Below are 24557 nucleotides of genomic sequence, written 5' to 3'. Positions count from 1 at the left end.
TCCGAAATAGCCATGAAACAACTCTTCAACCCCGTCAAAGTCGGCCGCTACACCCTCTCGAACCGCCTCGTGATGGCACCGATGACCCGCTCGCGCGCCGAATTCGATGGCACGCCCAAGGCGCTGGCCGTCACCTACTACGCGCAGCGCGCCACCGTCGGCCTGATCGTCTCCGAGGGCACACAACCTTCCGACGACGGGCAGGGCTATCTCTGCACCCCCGGCATCTACACCGATGCCCAGGTCGCCGGCTGGAAGACCATCACGCAGGCCGTGCACGACAAGGGCTCGCGTCTCTTCATCCAGCTCATGCACGCGGGGCGTATGTCCCATCCCGACAACACGCCCCACCACCGTCAGCCGGTCGCCCCCTCGGCCATCGCCCCCGGCGCGCCGATGTTCACCATGACCGGCATGCAGCCCATTCCCGAGCCCCGTGCGCTCACCACCGACGAGATTCGCCAGACGGTGGCGGACTTCCGCCTGGCCGCTCGCCGGGCCATCGAAGCAGGTGCCGACGGGGTCGAGATCCACGGCGCGAATGGCTATCTCATCCAGCAGTTCTTCGCCCCGAGCGCCAACACCCGCACCGATCTGTACGGTGGCTCCGTCGAGAACCGCGCCCGCTTCGCGATCGAGGTGGCCGCAGCGATCGCAGAAGAAATCGGCGCCGACCGGACCGCCATTCGTTTGTCTCCCGGCGCCAAGCTGGGGGGCATCGACGAGGGCTCCGAAGCGCCGGCCCTGTACCGCCATCTGATCACCGAACTCTCGAAGCTGGGCCTGGCCTACGTGCATGTAATGCACGCAGGCGACGAGGCCCTGGTGGCAGACATCCGCAAGCTCTGGCGCGGCACGCTCATCGTGAACCGCCCGTCGCGCGCACGCGAACAGATCGGCACCGACCTGGCGTCGGGCCTGGCCGAGCTGGAAGCCTACGGACAGATGGTGCTGGCCAACCCCGACTTCGTCGAACGCCTCCAGACCCACGCACCGATGAACACGCCGGACCACACCTCCTACTACGGCGGTGACGCGAAGGGCTACACGGACTACCCGAGCCTGGCGCTGGCAGCGAACTGAAACGACGCGGGCATCGCTCATCGACTTGAACAGTAGAAACCGCACATGACTACCACCCAACGCGCTGTGTTGATCCGCGCCTATGGCGGCGCTTCTGCCGCCGAGATCGCCGAAGTCTCGAGACCCTCCGCAGGGGACGGCCAGGTTCTGGTCCGGGTCCGCGCGGCCGGCATCAACGGCATCGACTGGAAAGTCCGTGAAGGCCTTGTCCAGAAGGCGTTTCCGCTTCAACTGCCCGCGGTGCTGGGCATCGAGCTGGCGGGCGTCATCGAGGCGGTCGGCCCCGGCGCCTCGCGCTTTCGCGTCGGCGATCGCGTCATGGGGCCGCTCGGCAGGCTGGGTGCCTATGCAGATTTTGTGGCAGTCGACGAGGCGAACCTGGTGCGCACGCCGCAGGGCCTGGACGATGCGCATGCGGCCGCCATTCCCGTGGCGGCCGTGGCCGCCTGGCAGAGCCTGCACCTTGCAGGCCCCATCGCCGCAGGCCAGCGCATCCTGATTCACGGCGCAGCGGGCGGGCTGGGCGGCTACGCCGTGCAGTACGCCAAGCGGGCAGGCGCCGAAGTCTTCGCCACGGCGTCGGCCGCGCACCTTACGTACGTTGGCAGCCTGGGCGCGGACCACGTCATCGACTACCGCAGTCAACGCTTCGAGTCGGTCGCGCAGCACATCGATCTGGTGCTCGACTACGCCGGCGGCGAGGTGCTCGATCGTTCGTGGGACGTGCTGAACAAGAACGGCGCCATCGTCAGCGCAGCGGCGCCCGACATCCTTGCGCGCACACCTCCCGGTCGTCGCGGCCTGTGGTTCCAGAACAAGGCCGACGCCGGGCTCCTGGAGCGCCTTGCTGCGGAGATCGCCCAGGGCTCACTGATCTCGAAGCTCAGCGAAGTCGTGGGTTTTGGCGACATCCCCGCAGCCATCGAACGCAATCGCACCGGCCCTCGCATCGGCAAGGTCGTGGCCGACTTCTCACGCTGAGCACGTCCTTTGTGCAGGGATGCACTCATGGAGCGTTGCGTCCCAAGGGCTGCTCATGGCCAGACCGTGGCACACGCCTGGCTGGCCACGGATCGCCCGCGCAGCACGCCCCACCGCGATGCTCTTAAAATGCGAGTAATTCTCAATTGCATCGCCTTCCCTCTTCATGCCTTCCGCCGACACCCGCACCGTGCATGCGCTCTACACGGAGCACCACGGCTGGCTCAGCACGTGGCTGCGCCGGCGCCTGGGCTGTGCGCACAGCGCCGCCGACCTGGCGCAGGACACCTTCGTTCGCGTCCTGCTGCGACCGCAGGTGCTGCCCACGCTGCGTGAGCCGCGCGCCTACCTGACGACGCTGGCCAAGGGCGTGGTCAGCGAACACTGGCGCCGGCAGGCCTTGGAGCGCGCGTACATCGAAGCGCTCGCGCTGGCGCCCGAGGCGCTGGCGCTGTCGCCTGAAGAGCGCCTGCAATTGCTGCAGACGCTGGACGCCATCGACGCGATGCTGGACGGCCTGCCGCACAAGGCGCGCGAAGCCTTCGTGCTGTCGCAGCTCGAAGGCCTGACCTACGCGCAGATCGCCGAGCGCCTGGCGATCAGCGAACGCACCGTCAAGCGCCACATGGCCCTGGGCTTCGAGCACTGCCTGGCGTTGGTGGAATGAGCGCACTGCCACCCGCCCCCACACCCGACACCGCCGTGCTGCGCGAAGCCGCGCAATGGCTGGTGCGGCTGCACTCCGGCCGCGCAGGCGAAGCGGACCGCGCGGCCTGCGAAGCCTGGCGCCATGCGGACCCGGCGCACGAACGCGCCTGGCAGCGCGCCGAACGCCTGTCGCAGAAGTTCGGCGCCGTGCCCGCGAGCGTCGGCGTGCCGGTGCTGGCCCGGCAGGCACGCGGCAACCGACGGGCCGCGTTGCGCACGCTGGCCGTGCTGACGACGGCCGCACCGGCCGCCTGGCTCGGCTGGCGCCTGGCGCCGTGGGACAGCTGGACCTCCGACCACGCCACCGCCACCGGCGAACGGCGCGACGTGCAGCTGGCAGACGGCAGCCGCGTGCTGCTCGACACCGGCAGCGCGATCGATGTGCGCATCGACGGCGTGCAACGCACGGTACGGCTGCGCGCGGGCGCCATCCGTGTCACGACCGCGGCCGATGCGCGGCCCTTCATCGTGGAGACGGTGCAGGGCCGGCTGCGCGCGCTCGGCACGCGCTTCACCGTGCGGCAGGACCACGACGCGCACGAGACCGCATCGTCGCCCGATGTGCGACTGGCCGTGACCGAGGGCGCGGTCGAGGTCACCTTGCGCGGCGCGTCGGCGCCTGCGGGGATCGTGCCGGCCGGCCAGCAGACCCTGTTGAGCGCCCAGGGCGCCTCGGCCCTGGCCGCCGTCTCGCCCGAGAGCCAGGCGTGGACGCAAGGCGTGCTGTATGCCGAGAACATGCGCCTGGCCGACTTCTGCGCCGAGCTGTCGCGCTACCGGCCCGGCCTGCTGCATTGCAGCCCGGAGGTGGCGAACCTGCGCATCTCTGGTGCGTTCCAGTTGCGCGATACCGACTACGTGCTGTCGATGGTGGCCACCACGCTGCCCGTGCAGGTGCTCACGCGCACGCGGTGGTGGGTGACAGTGGTGCCGGCCTGACCGCTGATTTTTTTCACCGATCCCTGTCCCTTTTTGAATCTTCGTCGGGCAAGCCATGGAGCCGTGCTGTGAGTACGGCAAGAACAGGACCACCGAACCATGGCATTGCCCTCCTCCCGCACCGCGCCCCTGCGCCCACTTTCTCTTTGCATGCCCCCGCGCCCGAGCGCCGTGAGCCACGGCGTGCGCTCCCTCTGCCTGGCCTTCGCCCTCGCCGCTTCGGGCGCCGCGACCGCACAGGCGAACCCGCCGGCAGCCACCACCGCGGCCTACGACATCCCCGCCGGCGCACTGGGCCCCGCGCTGTCGCGCTTCGCCGCACAGGCCGGCGTCACGCTGTCCTTCGAACCCTCGCTGACAGAAGGCCGCCGCACCGGCGGACTGCGCGGCACGCATGCGGTTGGCGACGGCTTCTCGCGGTTGCTCGCGGGCACCGGCCTCGAAGCGGTCGCACGCGCGGGCGGTGGCTACACGCTGCGTCAGCCGGCGCCCAACGCGGCCACCTCCGCCGCACCGGCAGACGCGCAGAGCAACCTGCTCAGCGAAGTGCGCGTCACGGCGCAGGCCGAGCGCAGCGCGATCACCGAGGGCTCTAGGTCGTATGCGAGCCGCATCGTCACCGTCGGCAAGGGCGAGCAGACGCTCAAGGAGATCCCCCAGTCGGTCACGGTGGTCACGCGCCAGAAGATGGACGACCAGAACCTCTACACCGTCGACGACGTGCTGGCCCAGACCACCGGCATCACGATGTACGACAGCCCGATGGGCGGGCGCTATGTCTACTCCCGCGGCTTCCGCGTGGACACCTACCAGTTCGACGGCGTGAACCGCGCCTTCTACTACCCCCAGGCCAACAGCTTCACGAGCAATGCCGCCACGCTGGACCGCGTGGAGGTGGTGCGCGGCGCCACCGGCCTGCTGCAAGGGGCCGGCTCGCCCAGCGCCACCATCAACATGGTGCGCAAGCGCCCGACGGCCGACAAGCAATTGCAGTTCTCCGCCAGCGCGGGTTCATGGAACAACTACCGCACCGAGATCGACGCCAGCGGCCCGCTGAACGAAGCCGGCACGCTGCGCGGCCGCGTTGTCGCCAGCGGCAATGACCGCGACTATTTCTACGACACCGCGAAGAGCCGCACCGGCGTGCTGTACGGCGTGCTCGCCGCCGACCTCGGGCCGAAGACCGTGCTCACCATCGGGGCCAGCCACGAAACGCTGCGCGCCACCCCGTTCTTCCAGGGCTTGCCGAGCTACAGCAACGGCGCCGACCTGCACCTGCGCCGATCGACCTACCTGGCAGCCGACTGGAACCGCTGGAAAAGCGCGCAGACCTCGGCGTTCGCCGAACTCGCGCACCGCTTCGATGCCGACTGGTCGCTCAAGCTCACCGCGGGCTACATGCGCGAGGCGCAGGACATCAAGTACGCCTTTCCGCTGGGTGCCGTGAATCCGGTGACCCTGGCCGGCAACGTCATGTACGGCGGCCTGTTCGACTTCAAGACCGACAACAAGACCCTCGACCTTGCCGTCGACGGCAAGTTCGACGCCTTCGGCAGAAAGCACTCGGTGAGCTTCGGTGCCAACACCGGGCGCATGTTCAACCACAGCGACTTCTCGCTGATGCAGTTGCCGGGCGTTGCCAACAACGTGTTCCATCCGGTCTCGGCGATTCCCGAGCCGAGCGACGCGACCTTTGTCGCCAGGCGCTACCGCGGCGGCGACACCGAAACAAGCATCACGCAATCGGGCGCCTACGGCGTTGCACGCCTGAGCCTCACCGACCCGTTGACGCTGGTTGCCGGTGCGCGTGTCACGCGCTACCGGGCCAGCGACCGCGACCGCACCACCGGCGCCCCGGCGACCGAGCCGTACCGCGAGAACGGTGTGCTCACGCCCTACGGCGGACTGATCTATGCGCTCAACCCGCAATGGTCGGCGTACGTGAGCTATGCCGACATCTTCCAGCCGCAGAACGCGATGACCGCCGCCGGCGACATGCTGCCGCCCGTCAAGGGCCGCAACTTCGAAGCGGGCCTGAAGGGCGAGCTGCTCGACGGCAAGGTCAACGCCTCGGTGGCGCTGTTCCGCCTCGACCAGAACAACCGGGCGCAAGAAGACCTGGTCAACGTCTGCACGCGAAGCACCTACTGCTACATGTCCACCGGCAAGGTGCGCAGCGAAGGACTCGACGCAGAGATCAGCGGCGAGGTGGCGCGCGGCTGGCAGGTGTTCGCGGGCTACACGTTCAACCACTTCAAGTACATGAACGACACGGCCAATGCCGGCATCGACTTCGCCAGCACGTACTCGCCCAAGCACATGCTGCGCGTGTGGACCGAGTACCGCCTGCCCGGCGCGCTGAACGCCTGGACGCTGGGCGGCGGCGTGAACTTCCAGACCGCGAGCTCACGCACCACGGGTTCCATCAAGCTCGAGCAGGCCTCGTACGCCGTCTGGAGCGCACGTGTCTCCTACCAGATCAACCGCAACTGGTCGGCCGCGCTGAACGTGAACAACCTGTTCGACAAGACCTACTACCAGACCGTCGGCGCGCCGGCCTGGGGCAATGTCTACGGCGAACCGCGCAGCGCCATGGTGACCTTGCGCGGCACCTTCTAGACGGGACGGCCGCCTGCCCAGGCAGGCGGCCCCCTGTCAGATGCCTAGGGGAACAGAACGGCGCCTCCGCGATTGAGGTCCGCCAGCAATGCGCCCTGAACATAGACCGCATAGTCCGCGAAGAACATCGCGGCGCCCCCGCTCGCGCCGGTAGGAACACTCAGGCCGGAGTAGAAAAATCCCTGGCTCGCCTGGTCATTGAGTCGCGCGAGTCCTTCGGTCGTATTGATATCGACGGGGCCCCCAGGCATTTCATCCGAGAAGCGATAGGCCACTGCCGCGGGCTTGCTGCTGTCGAGCTCGTAGGTATTGAAAACGCCTCGGACGGGCTGTCCACTGCGGTTCGCAAAATACTCGAAGTAGCCCTTGTAGCGGAACCCGCTTTGACCGCGACTGGTGAGTTGCGGCTTGGGATCGGAGACGATGGGTTCGAACGCGTAGCTGTAGGTCGCCCCTGCCGCTGCAGAGCTTTTGACGACGATCGCATTCACGCTCGGGCTGAGACCCAGCTCCGTATTCAGGAAGCGATAGCCCTCCTGTCCCCACGCGTTCAACTGGGCAATGAAGTCTTCCGGCAGCATCAGATCGAAGCTGAATTTTCGATAGGTGTAGGTGACGGGCTGGCTTTCGTTCTTGACCAGGATGAAGCTGGCCTTGCGGATCGCGTTGAGGGAATCATCCAGGGTGTGCGTCTCCCCCACCAGGTGGTGCAGCACATAGCCTTTGGCGCCCTCGTCTTCCAACCGCTGCAGCAGCGCGTTGCTGGCCCCGTCCCAGCCATCGCGACCGGAGAAGGTGAGCGTGAATTCCTTGTAGCTGTATTTGTCGTTGGCGGCTTGCGGGTTGACATACAGCGAATTGCTTCCCACGGGGCGCATGCGGACGCTGCCCTTGGCGCCCTGGTCGTTCAGTTGCTGCAAGACGGCCGGCACCGATGCGATGTAGGCATCCTTGTCGCCGTTCCAGGCAGACGGGAGCGTCTCGTATTGCGTGGGGGCAGGTGTTCCGGGTTCCTGGGTTCCAGGCTCCTGCGTTCCAGGGCCTTGGGTTCCAGGCCCCTGCGCCCCGGGCCCTTGCGTTCCAGGCCCTTGTGTTCCGGGGTCGCCCGTTCCAGGCCCGATAAGCCCCACGGGGAAGCCACCTCCACCTCCGCCCCCGCTGCCACCCCCACATGCCGCAAGCATCAAGGCGACAGCCGTTGCTGCAGCCACTGCAGATTTTTTGAATTTCATTCCCTTGCCTTTCAATGTGTCGAAGCCAATGCTGCCGAGATGGCAACGTTGTCCATGGCGATCGGGCCTCCCAGCGTGGCCCGTCAGATCGCCGTCGACGTTTGTATGGCCGGCGGGAGAAATTTCCCCATGCCAAAAGTCACAACGACCTGGAAGCTATGGGGAAGTTGATATTTGGTTATGAGGCAGTTATGCCTAATTCGAACCATGAGATCGGAAGAAAGACGGCGTCTTCCATTTCCAATATCGAGAGGATGCGCGTGACGATTCGGTCTTTTCCTCCCCGATCTATTCTTCTCACCTGACTTTGAATATGAACGCCTTGGCAAGCCGTCTTTGAAACCGGCATCGGCTCAGTACGCGACCATCGCTCTGGCAATGGCGCACAAGACAATCAGGTAACCGGCGATGGGTCTCTGAAGTGACGGGTCGCCGGAGAAAAAATCCGCGTCTGCCGCGTGACGGATGTCAGTTCCGCCATCGCCTGCAGGAGCGCAGCGGCGCTCACCGGCTTGAACAACATCGGCACCCCCGATGACTGTGCACGCCGCAGTTGCTGCGGGGCCGTCTCGCCCGTGATCAGGAGCAAGGGAATGTCGAGCTGAAAGCGCTCGAGCAGGCGCAGGCCGACCTCGAGTCCGTCTCCCCCGTCGGCCAGCCGGTAGTCGCACAAGAGCATCGAGAACGGACGGCTTTTCGCATCCGGGTGCGTCAATGCTTCGACCGCATGCGATTCGTCCGTCACAGCCACCACATCGACGGCGTGCGCACGCAGCAGTGCCGCCATGGCCAGGCGAATCTCCGCTTCGTCGTCGATCAGCAGCACGGGCCCGTGCAGGTTCGGTGCAGCAAGGCTGCGATGCGTGGGAATCTCCAGTTCATCGAGCAGCAGTTCGGCCGGCGCGGTGATCGCTGCCTCGGCTTGCGGCAGGACCACGCGGAAATGCGTGCCACGTCCCGGTCGCGAGTGCACCTCGATCGGGTGAGACATCAGGTGCGACAAGCGCTGGACGATCGACAGCCCGATTCCGAGTCCGCGCGCCCGGTCGCGGCCCGGGTTGTCGACCTGATAGAACTCCTCGAAGATGCGGCTCAACTGTTCAGGGGCAATGCCGACGCCGGTGTCGCGAACCTCCAGCCACACCTTGTCTCCTCGTCGCCGCGCGACCACGCTCACACCGCCCTCGTGGGTGTACTTCAAGGCGTTGTCGACCAGATTCGAAAGCAGGCGGAACAGCAGCTGGATGTCGCTGCGCACCCACATGCCACTGGCACGGATGCGCAATTGCAGACCCTTCTGTTCAGCGTAAGGGGTGAAGGTCTGATTGAGGACAAGAAGCAGCGCATCGAGCTCGAGTGCCTGCGGTTCGGACACGACAACGCCTGCATCCAGATGCGACACGTCGAGCATGGTGTCCAGCGACGCGCCGAGCGCGTCGACGGCGCGCATCAGGCGTTTGGCATTCGTTCTTTCAGGATGGTCATGCAGTGCGGTTTCCATGGCTGCGCCGAACAGTGCAATGGCATGCATCGGCTGGCGCAAGTCGTGGCTGGCCGCGGCAAGAAAGCGGGTCTTTTCCGCACTGGCGCGCTCCACGGCAGCGATGCGTTCGCGCAACTGTGCGGCGAGCATCTCGTTCTCGAACTGCAACATCAAGGAGGCTGTCAGCCGCTTGTTCTGCTTCACCCCTTCGTGCAGTGTCAGTACCAGATTGGCGAAACTGAAAAGCGCCAGAAACCAGTGCAGCGTGCCACCGTGCCAGATCAACGCAAGGATCAGCCCGCCCATCACGGGAATGCCGCAGCCGAACATGGCCCCCTTGATCGGCCAACGGGCCTGAATGGCCCGGGTCCAGCTGACCATGATCACGACGATCACAACGGTCGTCATCGCCGGGCTCTGGATGAGTACGAGAAACAAGGCGCAGGGCAGCGCCGTGGTCACGCTGACCTGCGTGACGATCCACGTGTACCGGCGCGCCCAATGGCGGCTTTCGGACAAGGGGATATCCGGCGTCCACCGCGGCGCAAGCAAGGCATACAGGTTCGTCGACACGACGGCGGCGACCATGCCGATCACCAGCAGGTGGTGGGTCGAATCGATGTTCAAGTAGCCGAAGATGCCAATGGCAATGGCGAAGCCGATGTGCGCACAGGTGGCCGTCGTGTGTGCGGCATACACCGAGGCCACGTGTTCGCGGAGCACCCGATGGTCCAGATCGGCGGCCGCCGGGGCCTGATGCATCGATCGGGCAGCGTCATTCATGAATTGGGCTTCCTTCTTTTTACTTCGACGAGCGCGTTGCACCTCCTGTGGTGAATCAACGCAGGCTGCTGATCAGTTCCGCCCGCGATTGCACACCGAACAGCAAGAGGATCGTCGAAACATAGTTCTTCACCGTGCCTTCGCGCAACTCGGCCAACAGTGCGATCTCCTTGTTGGACTTGCCTTCGAGAATCATCTGAAGCACACGCGCCTGGCTTCCCGTCAGCGAGCTCAGGGCGCCACCGGCGGAACGGAGGGGCGCCCGCGCGACCCACCTGGACGCACCCGGAAGGCCATCGACCACGTCCCGCCCGAGCAGACCGCAGGCACGGATGAAGCTCACCACCTCCTTGAGGTTGGCCGACTTCGGCAAGAATGCGCTGGCACCCTGGGCCAACGCACTTTGCGCAATGGCGTTCTGGGCCAGCGCGGTGGCGCCGGCGCCCGACAACGCAACCACGCGAGCCTGCGGATAACGCTGGAGAAAAACGGACACGCCGCTCAGACCTCGTGTGTCAGGAAGCGCCAGATCGAGCAACACCAACCCGATGCTCGCCTGAGAGCGCTCATACACAGCCAGTGCCTGCGCCATGCTGCTGGCTTCGAAGACCTCGACTGCAGGCCCGTGGGGCGAGGCCTGCGCCTGGAGCAAGGCACGCACGCCCAGGCGCACCAGGTCATGGTCGTCCACGATCAGGATGGCTGATGCTCGGGTCGACACAGGAAGGCTCATGGCGCGCATGTTAGGGTCATGCGCCGCCGGCTGATAGTGACGAAAGTCAACTCGTCAGCAGACCTTTACTCCTTTTTCAGCCCGATCTGCTGCGCAGTCTGCCCAAACCGCGCAAGGTCTGACCGGGCCCGCGCCGCTGCCTCAGCAGGTGAGCTCCCCATCGGCATCCACCCCGCCTCAATCAACCTTTTCCGCGTCTCGGGCCGCGCCATGCCCTCAACGATCACCGCATTGAGCCTGTCGATGATGGCCTGCGACGTGCCCTTCGGCGCCGCCAGCCCAAACCACCCCGAGGTCACGAAACCAGGCAGCCCGGCCTCCTGCGCCGTCGGCACGCCGGGCAGCGATTCGCTGCGCTCGCGCGTCGTGACGAACAGCGCGCGCACCTTGCCGGCCTGCACGTTCGCGACCTGCGCGGCGGCGTTGTCGATCATGGCGTCGATGTGGCCGCCGAGCAGGTCGGCGATGGCGCCGGTGCCGCCCTTGTAGGGAACGACGTTGGCCGAGATGCCGGCCTCCTTCATGAACATCATCTGCGTCAGGTGGGCCTGCGTGCCCACACCCGCATTCGCGAACGAAACCTTGCCCGGGTTCGCCTTGGCATGTGCGATGAATTCCTTGAGGGTGCGCGCAGGAAAGTCCGGCCTCGTCACGACCACGAAGGGAATGTCGACCAGGATCGTGATGGGCACCAGGTCTTCCACCGGCTTGTACTTCAGGTCGTACAGGTAGGGGTTGACGGCCATCGTCCCGCTGGCCGTGAGCACCAGTGTGTGCCCGTCCGGGTTGGCGCGCACCACCTGCTGCAGCGCCATCGATCCACCGGCGCCCGGCTTCGCGTCGACGATGACCGGCTGGCCGAGCGCCTTGGCCATGAGGTCGGCGATCTGGCGCGTCATGGCGTCGGTGGCGCCGCCGGCCGCGTAGGGAAACACGATGGTGATCGGCTTGCTGGGGTAGCCCGCACCGGCCGCGCGCGCCGCGGTGGCAAGCGATGCCGCGCACAAAGACGCAGCGGCATTCAGCACGAAGGTGCGGCGAGGGATCGTCATGCGGGCATCTCAACGTATCGGCGCGAAAGAAGCAAGGGCGCGGCCTGTTCGGCGAAGCGCATCAGCGCGGGCACCATGTCGGGCTGGTACCAGTGTTCCTCGTGCAGCAGGTTCAGCGAACCGATGGTGCAGCCGCCGTGCCGCACCGGCACGTTGATGGCAGACCGGCAGCCGAGCGTGTCGATCAACGCATGGTCGGGGAACGCGCGGCGGCAGGCGTCCTGATCAACGCAAACGCGCGCCCGACCGCCCTGCACCACCTCGCGAAAGAAGTCGTTGTCGGCGTGCAGCGGCTTGGTGCCGCCACACGGATAGGCCACCGCATCGCTCGTGTACAGGCGCTGCGACACCGCAAGGCCGGGGTCGATCGCCAGCACGGTGAAAAGCCGGTGTCCCGGAGATCGCCGCAGCGCGTGGTCCAGCGCCTCGAAGGAAAGCTGCGCCATGTCACTCACTGCGCAATGCCCAGCTTGTCGATGATGGGGCCCCAGGCGGCCGACTCACGCTGCGTGAACTTCAGGACATCGGCCGGCGTCGACTTGACCGCGATCAGCATCTGGCCGGCCAGACGTTCCTTCATCTCGGGCGTGTCCAGGGCCTTGTTGATCTCGGTATTGAGCCGCGCGACCGCGTCGCCGGGTGCGCCTGCGCGCGCCACCAGGGAGTACCAGCCGGGCACTTCCATTTCGATGCCCAGTTCCTTGAACGTGGGCACGTCGGGCAGTTGCTCCAACCGCCGCTCGCCGGTCACGGCCAGTGGCACGAGCTTGCCGCTCTTGACCAGCGGCACGACACCGACGGGGACGGTCGTCATCACCGGCGTGTCGCCCGCCATCACGCTGGTCAGGGCATTGGGGCCACCCGCGCCGCTGATGGGCACGTGCTGCATCTGGATGCCAGTGCGCGACTTCAACAGCTCGCTCGCCAGGTGCGTGGAGTTGCCGATGCCGGCGGATGCAAAGCTGAGCCGCTGCGGCTCGGCCTTGGCCATCTTGATGAGGGCGGGCAGCGTCTTCACGCCCAGGCTGGGCGCCACGACGGTGACGAACGGCGTGTTGGCAATGACGGCGACGCCGGTGAAGTCGCGCGCAGGCTGATGCCCCAGCGACTTGTACAGGTGCGGGTTCCACGACATGTTCGAGACGCCGGCCAAAAACAGCGTGTAGCCGTCCGCGGGCTGCGACAGCACATAGGCCGCAGCCAGCGTGCCGTTGGCGCCCGGGCGGTTCTCCACCACGACGCTCTGCCCCAGGCTCTTGCCGAGCACGTCGGCCAGCGTGCGCGCCAAGGTGTCCGGCCCCGAGCCGGCCGGCTGCGGAACCACGACCTTGATCGGCTTGGAAGGAAAGCCCTGCGCGAAGGCGGGTGCGGCAAGCAGCGAAGCTGCAACGGCCAGCGCGGAAAGCATGGTGCGGCGGGTGGTCATGGGGAGGTCAGTTCGGTGGTTGCGAAAGCGGGTGTGGGCGGTCTCAACCCACGGTGGCGTAGTCGAGCGACTTGGGCGTGGCGGTGAGCACGCGCGGCGTCGCGCCCACCACGACCGTGTCGTCGATGCGAAAGCCGCCCACGCCGTAGACGTACAGGCCGGGCTCGGCGGAATAGACCTCGCTGTCCAACAGCGGGCGTTGGCTGAAGGCCATGTCCTCCGGGTACTCGTGGTGCACGATGCCGATGGCGTGGCCCGTGCGGTGGCGAATGCAGTCGGCAAAGCCGGCGCGCTCGATCACGGCCTGCGCCGCGGCGTCGATCCCGCACACGGGCCGGCCTGTCACCGCCGCGCCGATGGCCGCATCGGTCGCGTCGCGCGCAGCGGTCCACAGCGCCTTCTTCTGTTCGTCGGGGCGCCCGCAGAACCAGGTGCGCTCGTTCTCGATCGTCAGGCCGTTGAGCCGTGGAATGATGATGTTGACGAGCACATCGCCTTCCTTGATGCGCGCACCGCACGAGGCACCGTCGCCGTGCGGCGAGGCCGACGCCGGGCCGCTGAGCGTCCAGCAGCGCACGACCTCGAACTGCTCGCCGGGAAAGCGCTCGGCGGCCTCCTGCACGAACAGGCTGGCCATGGCGCAGTCCATCTCCTGCACCAGCCGGCCGGGCTTGATGGCTTCGCGGTAGCGGTCCTGCAGCCAGTCGGTCAATCCGGCCATGGCCTGCATCACGGCCAGCTCTTCAGCGTGCTTCTGCCAGCGCAAGCTGCGCACCTCCGCGGTGGCGACGCGTACGTTCAGATCGGGCAACAGGCGCTGCACGCCGGCCATCACGCCGCTGCCCGCATCCAGTGCGATGCGCGAGCGGCGCAGCCCGGCGCGGCTCAGGCGCTCGGCAAGGATCTCGGGGAGCTGCGACACGAGCGGCAGGCGGTTGCTCACCATCGGATGCTCGGCATAGAACGTCACGTCGGTGATCCGCACCTTGTGCGCTTCCACCGAGAAGCGCATGTGGTTCGTCGACAGCTCGTTCATGACCAGGAAGCCCTCGCCCTGGCGCGGCACGACCGCGAAGATCGGCCGCTCCCAGGGCTGCACGTCGGTGTGGAAGTTGGTCGCGAACTGAAAGAAATCCGCGGTCGTGAACACCAGCGCATCGACGGCGAGTTCGTCCATCAATCGAACCATCTGGTCGTGGCGGTACCGCCAGACGGCTTGCGTCAGCTTGGGCATGTGTCGTTTCCTTGAAGGGACCGGAGGCGTCCGGCGGGTTGTGTTCTGAACAGCTCGGAGTGCGGGCTACAGCGCGTCGAACTCGACCACGCCGGCCTTCATCACCAGGGGAATGCGCTCGCCCTGCCCCCCCAGGCAATCGAGGTTGCGCATCGGGTCGCCATCGACCAGCAGCAGGTCGGCCAGCGCGCCCGGGATCAGCCGGCCGAGCCGGTCGCTCATGCCCAGCACCTCGGCGCCGATGAGCGTGGCGCTGGCGATGATCTCGGCCGGCGACAGCACCTGCGCGCGCAGGCGGAACTCGTCGCTCTGCAGGCGGTGCGACTCGCCCAGCAGGTCGGTGCCGAAGCCCATCTTCACGCCTGCCGACTTGTAGATCTCGAGCGAGCGCAGCCCGGCGCCGCGCACGTCTTCCACCTTGGCCACGCTGGCGGGCGGCAGCCCCAGGGCCGCGCCTTCGTTGGCGAGCGCGTCGTAGGTCACCAGCGTGGGCACCACATAGGCGCCGTGTTCGGCCATGAGCGCGGCGGTGGGCGCGTCGACCAAGTTGCCGTGCTCGATCGTGCGCACGCCGCAGCGCACCACGCGCTGGATCGCGGCCGGGGTGTAGGCATGGGCCAGCACGTAGGTGTTGCGGGCCGCCGCTTCGCCGACGATGGCGCGGATCTCGTCCTCGCTGTAGCCCAGCGCGTCGACCGGGTCGGTGGGCGATGCCACGCCGCCGCCGGCCATGATCTTGATCTGGTCCGCGCCCATCTGCAGTTCTTCGCGCGCAGCCTTGCGCACCGCGTCCACACCGTCGGCCACGCGAGCGAGCATGCCCACGCGGGCGCAGCTGGGGCACACGCCGTTGGCGATCAGATAGTCGGAGCGCGCGCGGCCGTCGCCATGGCCGCCGGTCTGGCTCAGTGCGCGGCCGGAGACGAACAGGCGCGGCCCCTGCGCCAGCCCCGACTGCACCGCCTGCTTGAACGCATCGCCGGCGCCGGCGGCGTCGCGCACCGTCGTGAAGCCGCGGCGCAGCATGCCGCGCAGGATCGGCAGGCTGCGCAGCGTCACCAGCACGTTGGGCATCTGCGCCTGGCGCTGCAGGTTCAGGTCGATGGCCACCACGTGCACGTGCAGGTCGATCAGGCCAGGCATCACCGTCTTGCCGGCGGCGTCGATGACGCGCGCATCGCGCGCCACGATCGGCCGGTCGGACACCTCGCGGATGGTGTCACCCTCGATCAGGATGTCGTGGCGGTCCTGCAGCTCGGGCTTCAGCGGATCGAGCAGGCGGGCGTTCTTGACGAGGATGGTCTGGGTCATGGGGTCTGTCTGCCGGGTTCCGGGGCATGGGCGGTGAGGAATGACGGGATCGTAGGATCGCGTCACAATTCCGAAAAATTTATATGCTGAATCCACTCCATTGACCGTGTGAATGGTTTCAGTCGCCTGCCCATGAACTACCGCAACGCCGATCTGAACCTGCTGAAGGTCTTCGAAGCCCTCATGAACGAAGGCAACGTGACGCGCGCCGCATCGAAGCTGTCGCTCACGCAGCCCACGGTCAGCAATGCGCTGCGCCGGCTGCGCGAAACCTACGGCGACCCCTTGTTCGTGCGCAACGGCGCCGGCATCCGCCCGACGCGGCGCGCGACGGAGTTGTGGGCGCCGCTGGCGCGCTCGCTGCGCACCATCCGGGGCACGCTCGAGGGCGAGAGCTTCGATGCCTCGCAAAGCGACGCCCGCCTGACGGTCTCGATGACCGACTATGTGGCCTGCATCGTCGCCCCGCGGCTGCTCGAGCGGTTCGGCGAACTTGCGCCGGGCATGCACTTGCACACCCACCCCGGCACGGTGGTGGACTTCGCACAATCACTGGACGACAACCGCGCCGACTTCGCGATCGGCGCCTACAACGACGACGTGCAGCGCCCCGGCTTCATGCGCTCACGCCGGCTGTGGTCGGTCGACTTCGCCTGCTTCATGCGCAACGACCACCCGCTGGCGAAGCTGGACAAGATTCCGCTGAAGAAATTTTTGACCGCGCGCCACCTCGACGTGAGCCTGGCCGGCCGTGTCGGCGGCATCTACGACCGCGTGCTGCAAAGCCGTGGCCTGCAGCGCAACCTGGTCAGCACGGTGAGCCACTATTCGGCGGCCTACGAAGCCGTGCGCCGCTCCGACCTGATCGCCGTGCTGCCCTGGTCCGAGGGCCTGGAGACGGTGCGCATGACGGGCCTGAAGCGCGTGGCGCCACCGCTGGCGGCGCCGGCGCGTACCGTCGAACTGGTCTGGCACGAACGGCACGAGACCTCGGCGCTGCACCAGTGGTTCATCGCCTTGGTGGTCGAGATGTTGGCGCGGGAGCCGCTGCCTCGCGCGGCCAGCGCTCGACGTTAGGCATCTGAAGGCGATTCAGGCCGTCGCCGCCCGGCGCGACAGCACCTGCAGCAGGTTCTTCGCAGCACCGACGCCCATGTTCACGTAGGCATCGCTGGTCACGCCGCCGATGTGCGGACTCAGCACGATGTGCTTGTCACCCTGGAACGGGTGGCCGGGCGCCATGGGTTCGACGGCGAAGCTGTCGAGACCGGCCATCGAGACCTGGCCCGCGTGCAGCGCTGCGAGCAGGGCCTCCTCGTCGATCAGGCCGCCGCGCGCGGTGTTGACGACGATCAAGCCGCGCTTGCATTGCGCCAGGGTCTGCGCGTTGAGCAGCCCGCGGTTGTCTTCCGTCAGCGGGCAGTGCAGCGAGATGGCGTCCGACTCGCGCCAGAGGGTGGCAAGGTCCACGGCCTGCACATGCGCCGGCAGGTCCTTGGCGAAGGGATCGAATCCGAGCACGCGCATGCCGAGCGCATCCGCCATGCGCGCGAAGCGCAGGCCGATGGCCCCCAGCCCGACGAGGCCGATGTTGCGCCCGCCGAGCTCGAGGCTCTTGTGCGTGGCCTTGTCCCAGTGGCCGGCGTGCATGCGCGCGTCGAGTGCCACCACCGATTTCGCACAGGCCAGCAGCAAGGCGAGCGCCTGCTCGGCCACGGCCGCGGCATTGGCGCCCACGGCTGCGACAACCTCGATGCCGCGCGCGCTCGCGGCCGCCTTGTCGATCGTGTCGGTGCCGCTGCCGTGCTTCGAGATCACCTGGAGCGAAGGCGCCGCGTCCATGACGGCCGCGCCCACCTTGCCGTAGCGCACGATGATGGCCACCGGATCGTGCGTGCGGCACAAGGCGACCAGGTCTTCTTCGGTCGGCGTCTTGCCTGCGTAGACCACCTCATGCCCCGCGAGCAGCGCGAGCGCTTGGGGCGCGAGGTCCGCACCGGTCACCAGGATGGCCGTCACAGCGTTTCGCCTTCCTTCAGCACGCCGGCCGTGCGCAAGGCCGACACAAGCCATTTGGCTGCCGTGTCGCCCTGCTTGATGGCCGCGATGCGCGCGGCCTCGTCCTTCACCTTCTTCGCAGCCAGCGGCAGCAGCGATTCGATCTTCTCGCGCTCCACCACGACCACGCCGTCGCCGTCGCCGATGACGAAGTCGCCTGCGTTCACGGTGACGCCGCCGACCGACACCGGATGGCCGATGCGGCCGCCGATGTGCTTGGTCGGCCCGTTCGGGTTGGTGCCCACCGAGAAGACCGGGAAGTCCATCTCGTCGATCTCCAAGCTGTCGCGGCACGCGCCGTCCATCACGACGCCGGCGATGCCGAGCTGCTTGCAGGCCGTCATCATGATGGTGCCCATGAGCGCCGAGGTCTGGTCGCCCTTGCCGTCGATCACCAGCACATCGCCCGGCCTGGCCATCGCGATGGCGGCGTGGATCATGAGGTTGTCGCCGGGGCGCACTTCGACCGTGAGCGCCGTGCCCGCCAGCTTCATGCGCGGCCGCAGCGCCTTGATGCGGCCGTCGAGCGCGCCGCGCCGGCCGGCCACGTCGGCCAGGATCGCGGGCTGCAGTTCAGCGGCCTGCGCCACGAGATGGGGAGGCACGCGTTCGAAGTCGCGAATGATGTCGGGAAGTTGGGAGGACATGGGCTTCTTTCTGCGGTGAAGAGGTGTCCCGACGCGGGCATGGCTGCGCCCGGGCAACGCACGGTGCGTGCCCCTTGGCGTGCGGCCGCGTCGGTGGGGTGGGGTCAGTCGACCTTGGCGCCGGATTCCTTGACGATCGGCGCCCAGCGCACGATGTCGTCACGGATCAGCTTGGCGAATTGCTCGGGGGTTCCACCCAGCGCATCGGCGCCCTGGCTGGCGAGCTTCTTCCTGACTTCGGGGTCTTGCAGCGCCTTGTTGAACGCGCCGTTCACCTTGGCCACCACGTCCTTGGGCACGCCGTCGGGCCCTGCAATGCCGAACCAGGTCACGGCCTCGAAGCCCTTGAAGCCCGACTCGGCGACGGTGGGCACCGCCGGCAGGTCGGCGGTGCGCTTGGCCGAGGTGACCGCCAGCACGCGCATCTTTCCGTTCTTGACGTAGCCGATCAGCGTCGGCACGGAAGACATGTACATCTGAATCTGCCCACCGATGAGGTCGGTCGAGCCTTGCGCGGCGCCCTTGTACGGCACGTGCGTGAACTTCACGCCGGCGGTCTTCTGGAGCAGCTCCGTGGCCAGGTGCGCGACCGTTCCGCTGCCCGAGCTGGCGTAGTTCAGCGCCTCGGGTTTGGCCTTGGCTGCGGCCACCACGTCGGCAAGCGTCTTGTAGGGCGAGTCGGCCGCCACCACGAGGGCCAGGGGCGCGCTGGCCACCGTGACGATCGGGGTCAGGTCCTTCTCGGGGTTGTAGGGCAGCTTGGGGTACAGCGTGGGGTTGATCGCCAGGTTGCTCGTCTGGCCCAGCACGAGCGTGTAGCCGTCGGCCGGCGCCTTCGCCGCCGCGTCCACGCCGAGGTTGCCGCCGGAGCCCGGCTTGTTGTCGATGATGATCGACCAGCCGTTGGCCACGGCCACCTTGTTGGCGACTTCACGCGCAATGAGGTCGGTGCCGCCGCCCGCAGGGAACGGCACGATGAGCTTGATGGCCCGCGAGGGATACGGCGCTTGCGCCGACGCCGGTGAAGGGGCCAGCAGCATCGCTGCGGCAACGGCAGCTGTGGCGGCCACGAAGCCGGTGAAGCGGCCCGGGGCCGTGGCGGGGGAAGCGCGATGCATGTCTTGTCTCCAGTTTTTTCGTCCGCTTCGCAGGATCGCGGGCGGCGTGTTCGATGGAGGCAAGTATTCGCAGCGCCGCCCATTCAGTCCAATCGATACTTTTTGAAGATCGATAGATTTGACTTGGGGTATCAGCCGGCCGGCGTGTCTGCGTACTTCGCCAGCAGGTTGATCAGGCGTTGCGCGGCGGGAGAGAGGTAACCGCTGTCCCGGTAGGTCACGACCATGCGCCGCCGCCTGGTGGTGGCAGGCACTTTCACTTCACGCAGCGCGGCGCCCGACTGCCCCGCCTGCAGGTGCAGCCGCGAGATGAAGCTCAGCAGCCCCGTCTCGCCGATCAGGCCGGGGAGCATCAGCAGCATCGTGCTTTCGACCTGCACCAGCGGCCGGGGCAGGCGGTGCCGGTCGAAGGTCTGGTCGAGCCAATCGCGAGTCGGGGCGCCGGGAGGCTGCAGCACCCACCGATGAGCCGTCAGGTCTTTCAGGCTGGGCTTGGGCTTGCCGAAGATCGGGTGCGACTCGGCGGCGGCCACCACGATCACGTCTTCGGCCAGGTAGTGCGACGCAAACCCGGTTTCCGCCGGGACTTCGGTGCCGACCATGAGGTCGATGTCGCCGGCGCGCAAGAGCGGCTTCAGCACGTCGACCAACGCCACGGTGGTGCGCAACGTGACGCCGGGTGCTTCGCGCATCAGGTCGCGCGCGGCCGGCGGCAACAAAAACTGCGCGGCCGTCGGGACGATGCCCACCTTGATGTTGCCGGTCAGGCCACGGCCGATGTCACCGATCTCGCGGCGCGCGCTCTCCACGTCGAAGCGCGTGCGCTGCGCCCACTTGAGCAGTGCACTGCCGGCCGCGGTGAGCCGGATGCCGCGGCCCGTCTTCTCGAACAGCGCCGCGCCGCATGCCTCTTCGAGCCGCCGCACGCAACTCGTGAGCGCGGGCTGCGTGCGATGCAGCCGCTCCGCCGCGCGCCCCATGTGCTCGAGCTCGGCGATGACTTCGAAATACTGGAGGTCGCGCAGGTCCAGGGGGTTGCTCCGTGGGATGGGGAAAGAACGGTGCCGAAGACAGTCGTGCAGGCGGCTACGCCCGGAACCAGATCTTGAGCGTCACGTACATCGCGTAGCCCAGGCCCAGGACCAACCACGCAACGAAAAACAGGTTGGCCCAGTAGTCGCCCGCATGCGCCGCCAACGTGTAGACCTGCCCCGCGCAGCCCTTGCCGACACAGGGCATTTCGCCCCGAACCAGGCCGCGCAGCATGGCGAAGAAGAGGTAGCAGGTCACGCCAGCGACCATCAGGAATCCGACGGGCCCTACGACCCCCTGGGTGAGTTCGCCCTTCTCGTCGCGGTACCCCTTGCGGAGCAGGTTCTGGCCGGCCCTGTACCAGGCGTATCCGAGCAGGAGCATCAGAGCGTAGTAGAAGAAGGTGCGCATGTCGGGGGTCGTCGGGGTGTGGCGGGAGTGGGTGCTTCGGCAAGGATCGTAGCCGAGCGAAGCCCCTTCTCCACCCGACCGCGCGCGCCCGCTACTGCGCGCTTGCCACGATGGCGATGCCGCGGATCTGCCCGGCGCTGGGCGCGTCCACCGGCTTCGCGTAGCGCGATGGCGCAAAGCGGTGCAACAGCTCGACCTCGCGCAGGCGCGCCGCGTCCAGGTTCGCCAGCTTCACATGGCCGAAGCCACGCACCGACAGCGGTAGGGCCGCGAGGCGTGCGGCGGTCGACTGGTTGTCGGGCGTCAGCTCGGTGGCCATCTCCTGCAGCAATCGGTCGAAGTGATCGATCAGCCCGCGCTCGGTGCGGCGCTCCGTCGTGTGGCCGAACAGGTCGAAGGGCGTGCCGCGCAGGCGCTTGCCGTGGGCCAGCCATTTCATCGCTGGCAGCATCCACGCACCGAGGCGAATCTTGGGGGGCGCCTGACCGTGCGCAGGGCGTGAGAGCAGCGGCGGGGCCATGTGGAACTCGAGCTTCAGGTCGCCTTCGAACTGGTCTTTCAGCTTCTGCAGGAACGCGCCGTCGGTGTACAGGCGCGCGACCTCGTACTCGTCCTTGTAGCTCATCAGCTTCAAGAGGCTGCGCGCCGCGTTGCGCGTGAAGGGCAGGCTTGCGTCACCGCCCGGCAGTGTGGACTCGACCGCCTGCAGTGCGCGAATGCGCTGGTCGAAGCGCTGCGCCCATGCGGCGTTCTGGTAGCCGGTGAGATGGCGGCGCGCATCGGCGAGCAGGGTTTCCAACGGACGGTCGTCGACCTGGTGCGCTGCAGCCTCGGCCGGTGCCGCGCGCAGTTGATCGAGCGCCGCAGCGTCGCCGGCCGCGAGCCGCCCCAGCGAGAACGCCGACTGGTTGGCCGCCACGGCCACGCCGTTGAGTTCGATCGCATGCATGAGCGCCTCGAGGCTCAGCGGCACCAGGCCGCGCTGCCACGCATAGCCGGTCGCGACGATGTTCGCGGCCAGCGTGTCGCCCAGGAATTCTTCCGCCAGGCTCTGCGCATCGAAGGTCTCGACCTGTTCCTCGCCCGCGACGAAGCGCATCTTCTCCAGCAGCAGATCGACATGCAGGTCGGCGTCGGGGTTGCGCAGCGACTCGGCCACCGGAATCTCGTGGACGTTCGCGAGCACGCGCGTGCGCCCGTGCCGCACGGTCTGCAACGCGTCGGCCGAGGCGCCCACCACCACGTCGCACGCGAGGATGGCGTCGGCCTGCTGCGTGTCGATGCGCACCTGGTTCAGCCGCTCGGGCGTGTCGGCCAAGCGCACGAAGCTCAGCACCGAGCCGCCCTTCTGCGCGAAGCCCATGAAGTCGAGCACGCTGGCCGACTTGCCTTCGAGGTGCGCGGCCATCGCGATGACCGCGCCCACCGTCACCACGCCGGTGCCGCCCACGCCGGTCACCAGCAGGTCGTACGGACCGGTCCAAGCGTGCGGCGCGGGATGCGCGAGCGCGCCCACGCGGTGCAAGAAGGCATCGCGCCCGGCCGCCAGCGCCCCGCTCTTGCGGCGCAGCTTGCCGCCGGTGACGCCCACGAAGCTGGGGCAGAAGCCCTTGGCGCAGGAATAGTCCTTGTTGCAGCTGGTCTGGTCGATCTTGCGCTTGCGGCCCATCGACGTCTCGTGCGGGAGCACGGCCACGCAGTTGCTCTGCACGGTGCAGTCGCCGCAGCCTTCGCACACGGCCTCGTTGATGAAGAGGCGCTTGGGCGGATCGGCCAGTTCGCCCTTCTTGCGGCGGCGCCGCTTCTCGGCGGCGCAGGTCTGCTCGTAGATGAGCACGGTCACGCCGGGCATCTCGCGCAGGCGGCGCTGCACCTCGTCGAGCGCGGCGCGGTCGTGGAATTCGGTGCCGGCCGGAAACTTGTTCCTGATGGCGTCGTAGTGATGGATGGCATCGCTCACGACCACCACCTTGGTCACGCCTTCCGACTCGACCTGCCGCGCGATCGCATCGACGCTGATGACGCCGTCGACCGGTTGGCCACCGGTCATCGCGACCGCGTCGTTGAACAAGATTTTGTAGGTGAGCGTGGCCTTGGCGGCGACGGCCTGGCGGATCGCGAGGTAGCCCGAGTGGTAGTAGGTGCCGTCGCCCAGGTTCTGGAACACATGCGGCGTCTTGGTGAACATCGCGTGCGAGATCCAGTCGACGCCCTCGCCGCCCATCTGGATCAGGCCTGCCGTGCTGCGGTCCATCCAGTTGGCCATGAAGTGGCAGCCGATGCCCGCGCGCGCGGTCGAGCCTTCGGGCACCTTGGTGCTGGTGTTGTGCGGGCAGCCGGCGCAGAAGTACGGCACGCGCTTGACCGCATCGCTCGCGTTGCCCAGCAGCTCGGGCGGCGTGAAGTCGCGCACATGCTGCAGGTGGTCGCCCAGGTCGTGGTTCTCGGGGAAGTGCACGGCCAGCCAGTGCGCGACCAGTTCGATGAGACGCGACGGCCGCAGTTCGCCGAGCGCCGACACCAGCGGCTGGCCCGCGTGGTCGCGCTTGCCTACGAGCGCGGGGCGCGCCTCGGGCGGCGCGTTGTAGAAGATGTCGCGCAGCTGCGTCTCGACCACCGCGCCCTTCTCTTCCACGATGAGGATCTCGCCGAGCCCGCGCGCGAATTCCTTGAGGCGCGTCTGCTCGAGCGGGAAGCTCAACCCGATCTTGTACAGCCGCACACCCGCGCGCGCGAGTTGCTCGGGCGAGAGTTCGAGCCGGCGCAGCACCTCCATCAAATCGTGGTGCGCCTTGCCGCAGGTGACGATGCCCACCTTGGCGTGCGGGCTCACGATGACGTGGCGGTCGATGCTGTTGCGCTGCGTGAACGCGGCCACGGCCGCGAGCTTGTCTTCGAGCCGAGACTCGATGCGCAGCGACGGCAGGTCGGGCCAGCGGTAGTGCAGGCCGTCGGGCGGCGCGGCGTGGCCGGTGGCGGCGCGCACCGCATCGGCGTCTTCCCAGGCGGCGACGCGCGCGTTCACCGCATCGAGGTCCACCGTGCCCGCGCTCTCGACGATTTCAGACAACGCCGCCATGCCGACCCACGCGCCCGAATAGCGCGACAGCTCGTAGCCGTACAGGCCGAACTCCAGGTACTCGGCCACGCTCGCGGGCTGCATCACCGGCATGCGCCAGGCCATGAAGGCGTGGTCGCTCTGGTGCGGCATCGACGACGACACGCAGCCGTGGTCGTCGCCCGCCACCACCAGCACGCCGCCGCGCGGCGACGAGCCGTAGGCGTTGCCGTGCTTGAGCGCATCGCCCGCGCGGTCCACGCCCGGGCCCTTGCCGTACCACATGGCGTACACGCCATCGACGGTGCGCTCGGGGTCAGATTCGACGCGCTGCGTGCCCAGCACCTGGGTTGCGGCCAGCTCCTCGTTCACGGCGGGCACGAAGCGGATGCCGGTCTTCTTGAAGCGATCGCCGGCCTTCCAGATGGCCTGGTCGACCATGCCGAGCGGCGAGCCGCGGTAGCCGCTCACGAAGCCCTGCGTGTGCAGGCCGCGTGCCGCATCGCGCTGTTTCTGCATCACCAGGATGCGGATCAACGCCTGCGTGCCGGTGATGAAGACCGAGCCGGCATCGGCCCAGAGGTTGTCGGAAAGTTGGTAGTCGGGCCGCCTGAGTGCGGTCGCTTCGTGTGGGGCGTTCATGCCCGGA

20 protein-coding genes are annotated in these 24557 nt (G+C 67.5%); 6 read left to right on the top strand and 14 right to left on the bottom strand.

The genetic code is table 11. The features are described from left to right. Positions 1-12 precede the first annotated feature (12 nt). From CY658_RS09475 to CY658_RS09455, 5 genes are all read left to right on the top strand, one after another. A complete protein-coding gene (locus tag CY658_RS09475; RefSeq protein WP_101489862.1) occupies positions 13-1083 on the top strand; it encodes an alkene reductase in 1071 nt (356 codons plus the stop codon). Positions 1084-1128: 45 nt separating this feature from the next. Then, positions 1129-2064 (top strand): NADP-dependent oxidoreductase, encoded by a 936-nt coding sequence (locus CY658_RS09470; RefSeq protein ID WP_101489861.1) that lies wholly within the window; start codon positions 1129-1131, stop codon positions 2062-2064. Between the two features lie 166 nt (positions 2065-2230). Beyond that, positions 2231-2731 (top strand): sigma-70 family RNA polymerase sigma factor, encoded by a 501-nt coding sequence (locus CY658_RS09465; protein ID WP_101489860.1) that lies wholly within the window; start codon positions 2231-2233, stop codon positions 2729-2731. Next, positions 2728-3711 (top strand): FecR domain-containing protein, encoded by a 984-nt coding sequence (locus CY658_RS09460; RefSeq protein ID WP_101489859.1) that lies wholly within the window; start codon positions 2728-2730, stop codon positions 3709-3711. The genes CY658_RS09465 and CY658_RS09460 overlap by 4 nt, the downstream gene beginning before the upstream one ends. A gap of 99 nt (positions 3712-3810) precedes the next feature. After that, on the top strand, positions 3811-6330 hold the full coding sequence (locus CY658_RS09455) for a TonB-dependent siderophore receptor (protein WP_257884799.1): 2520 nt from the start codon (positions 3811-3813) through the stop codon (positions 6328-6330). Positions 6331-6374: 44 nt separating this feature from the next. Here CY658_RS09455 and CY658_RS09450 read toward each other — a convergent pair whose 3' ends face one another. From CY658_RS09450 to CY658_RS09415, 8 genes are all read right to left on the bottom strand, one after another. After that, positions 6375-7250: a hypothetical protein gene (locus CY658_RS09450; RefSeq protein WP_143713640.1), complete on the bottom strand. Its 876-nt coding sequence runs from the start codon at positions 7248-7250 to the stop codon at positions 6375-6377. Positions 7251-7956: 706 nt separating this feature from the next. Further along, on the bottom strand, positions 7957-9828 hold the full coding sequence (locus CY658_RS09445) for an ATP-binding response regulator (RefSeq protein WP_101489856.1): 1872 nt from the start codon (positions 9826-9828) through the stop codon (positions 7957-7959). A 55-nt stretch (positions 9829-9883) separates the two neighbouring features. Next, on the bottom strand, positions 9884-10561 hold the full coding sequence (locus CY658_RS09440; protein WP_257884798.1) for a response regulator transcription factor: 678 nt from the start codon (positions 10559-10561) through the stop codon (positions 9884-9886). A 65-nt stretch (positions 10562-10626) separates the two neighbouring features. Further along, positions 10627-11613, bottom strand: coding sequence for a Bug family tripartite tricarboxylate transporter substrate binding protein (locus CY658_RS09435; RefSeq protein WP_101489854.1), 987 nt, complete (start codon positions 11611-11613; stop codon positions 10627-10629). After that, on the bottom strand, positions 11610-12059 hold the full coding sequence (locus tag CY658_RS09430; protein WP_101489853.1) for a GAF domain-containing protein: 450 nt from the start codon (positions 12057-12059) through the stop codon (positions 11610-11612). The genes CY658_RS09435 and CY658_RS09430 overlap by 4 nt, the downstream gene beginning before the upstream one ends. Positions 12060-12064: 5 nt before the next feature. Then, a complete protein-coding gene (locus CY658_RS09425; protein WP_101489852.1) occupies positions 12065-13039 on the bottom strand; it encodes a Bug family tripartite tricarboxylate transporter substrate binding protein in 975 nt (324 codons plus the stop codon). A 43-nt stretch (positions 13040-13082) separates the two neighbouring features. After that, a complete protein-coding gene (locus CY658_RS09420; protein WP_101489851.1) occupies positions 13083-14273 on the bottom strand; it encodes a M24 family metallopeptidase in 1191 nt (396 codons plus the stop codon). A gap of 66 nt (positions 14274-14339) precedes the next feature. After that, entirely contained in the window at positions 14340-15584 is a 1245-nt protein-coding gene (locus CY658_RS09415) for a metal-dependent hydrolase family protein (RefSeq protein WP_101489850.1), read from the bottom strand. Positions 15585-15716: 132 nt separating this feature from the next. On the opposite strand from CY658_RS09415, the gene CY658_RS09410 reads away from it, so the two are divergent. Further along, positions 15717-16661, top strand: a complete 945-nt coding sequence (locus CY658_RS09410) for a LysR family transcriptional regulator (protein ID WP_101489849.1) — start codon at positions 15717-15719, stop codon at positions 16659-16661. A 15-nt stretch (positions 16662-16676) separates the two neighbouring features. On the opposite strand, the gene CY658_RS09405 is transcribed toward CY658_RS09410, so the two are convergent. The 6 genes from CY658_RS09405 to CY658_RS09380 all read right to left on the bottom strand — a co-directional run bounded on the left by CY658_RS09405 (position 16677) and on the right by CY658_RS09380 (position 24550). Then, positions 16677-17603, bottom strand: coding sequence for an NAD(P)-dependent oxidoreductase (locus CY658_RS09405; protein WP_101489848.1), 927 nt, complete (start codon positions 17601-17603; stop codon positions 16677-16679). Next, positions 17600-18289: an RraA family protein gene (locus CY658_RS09400; RefSeq protein ID WP_101489847.1), complete on the bottom strand. Its 690-nt coding sequence runs from the start codon at positions 18287-18289 to the stop codon at positions 17600-17602. The genes CY658_RS09405 and CY658_RS09400 overlap by 4 nt, the downstream gene beginning before the upstream one ends. A gap of 104 nt (positions 18290-18393) precedes the next feature. Next, complete coding sequence (locus tag CY658_RS09395) at positions 18394-19407, bottom strand: Bug family tripartite tricarboxylate transporter substrate binding protein (protein ID WP_101489846.1); 1014 nt, start codon at positions 19405-19407, stop codon at positions 18394-18396. A 131-nt stretch (positions 19408-19538) separates the two neighbouring features. Continuing rightward, positions 19539-20432: a LysR family transcriptional regulator gene (locus CY658_RS09390; protein ID WP_257884833.1), complete on the bottom strand. Its 894-nt coding sequence runs from the start codon at positions 20430-20432 to the stop codon at positions 19539-19541. A 61-nt stretch (positions 20433-20493) separates the two neighbouring features. Continuing rightward, entirely contained in the window at positions 20494-20850 is a 357-nt protein-coding gene (locus CY658_RS09385) for a hypothetical protein (RefSeq protein ID WP_101489844.1), read from the bottom strand. A gap of 91 nt (positions 20851-20941) precedes the next feature. Next, positions 20942-24550, bottom strand: coding sequence for an indolepyruvate ferredoxin oxidoreductase family protein (locus tag CY658_RS09380; RefSeq protein WP_101489843.1), 3609 nt, complete (start codon positions 24548-24550; stop codon positions 20942-20944). Positions 24551-24557: the final 7 nt, after the last annotated feature.

Source organism: Variovorax sp. RO1 (assembly GCF_002849325.1).
Classification (GTDB): domain Bacteria; phylum Pseudomonadota; class Gammaproteobacteria; order Burkholderiales; family Burkholderiaceae_C; genus Variovorax.
Note: the sequence above shows the minus strand (reverse complement) of the source record. Positions and strands in the feature narration are given on the sequence as shown.

Coding starts and splice junctions, on each gene's coding strand:
- CY658_RS09475 (WP_101489862.1), top strand. CDS start 13: ATGAAACAACTCTTCAACCCCGTCAAAGTCGGCCGCTACACCCTCTCG.
- CY658_RS09470 (WP_101489861.1), top strand. CDS start 1,129: ATGACTACCACCCAACGCGCTGTGTTGATCCGCGCCTATGGCGGCGCT.
- CY658_RS09465 (WP_101489860.1), top strand. CDS start 2,231: ATGCCTTCCGCCGACACCCGCACCGTGCATGCGCTCTACACGGAGCAC.
- CY658_RS09460 (WP_101489859.1), top strand. CDS start 2,728: ATGAGCGCACTGCCACCCGCCCCCACACCCGACACCGCCGTGCTGCGC.
- CY658_RS09455 (WP_257884799.1), top strand. CDS start 3,811: ATGGCATTGCCCTCCTCCCGCACCGCGCCCCTGCGCCCACTTTCTCTT.
- CY658_RS09445 (WP_101489856.1), bottom strand. CDS start 9,828: ATGAATGACGCTGCCCGATCGATGCATCAGGCCCCGGCGGCCGCCGAT.
- CY658_RS09440 (WP_257884798.1), bottom strand. CDS start 10,561: ATGAGCCTTCCTGTGTCGACCCGAGCATCAGCCATCCTGATCGTGGAC.
- CY658_RS09435 (WP_101489854.1), bottom strand. CDS start 11,613: ATGACGATCCCTCGCCGCACCTTCGTGCTGAATGCCGCTGCGTCTTTG.
- CY658_RS09430 (WP_101489853.1), bottom strand. CDS start 12,059: ATGGCGCAGCTTTCCTTCGAGGCGCTGGACCACGCGCTGCGGCGATCT.
- CY658_RS09425 (WP_101489852.1), bottom strand. CDS start 13,039: ATGACCACCCGCCGCACCATGCTTTCCGCGCTGGCCGTTGCAGCTTCG.
- CY658_RS09420 (WP_101489851.1), bottom strand. CDS start 14,273: ATGCCCAAGCTGACGCAAGCCGTCTGGCGGTACCGCCACGACCAGATG.
- CY658_RS09415 (WP_101489850.1), bottom strand. CDS start 15,584: ATGACCCAGACCATCCTCGTCAAGAACGCCCGCCTGCTCGATCCGCTG.
- CY658_RS09410 (WP_101489849.1), top strand. CDS start 15,717: ATGAACTACCGCAACGCCGATCTGAACCTGCTGAAGGTCTTCGAAGCC.
- CY658_RS09400 (WP_101489847.1), bottom strand. CDS start 18,289: ATGTCCTCCCAACTTCCCGACATCATTCGCGACTTCGAACGCGTGCCT.
- CY658_RS09395 (WP_101489846.1), bottom strand. CDS start 19,407: ATGCATCGCGCTTCCCCCGCCACGGCCCCGGGCCGCTTCACCGGCTTC.
- CY658_RS09385 (WP_101489844.1), bottom strand. CDS start 20,850: ATGCGCACCTTCTTCTACTACGCTCTGATGCTCCTGCTCGGATACGCC.
- CY658_RS09380 (WP_101489843.1), bottom strand. CDS start 24,550: ATGAACGCCCCACACGAAGCGACCGCACTCAGGCGGCCCGACTACCAA.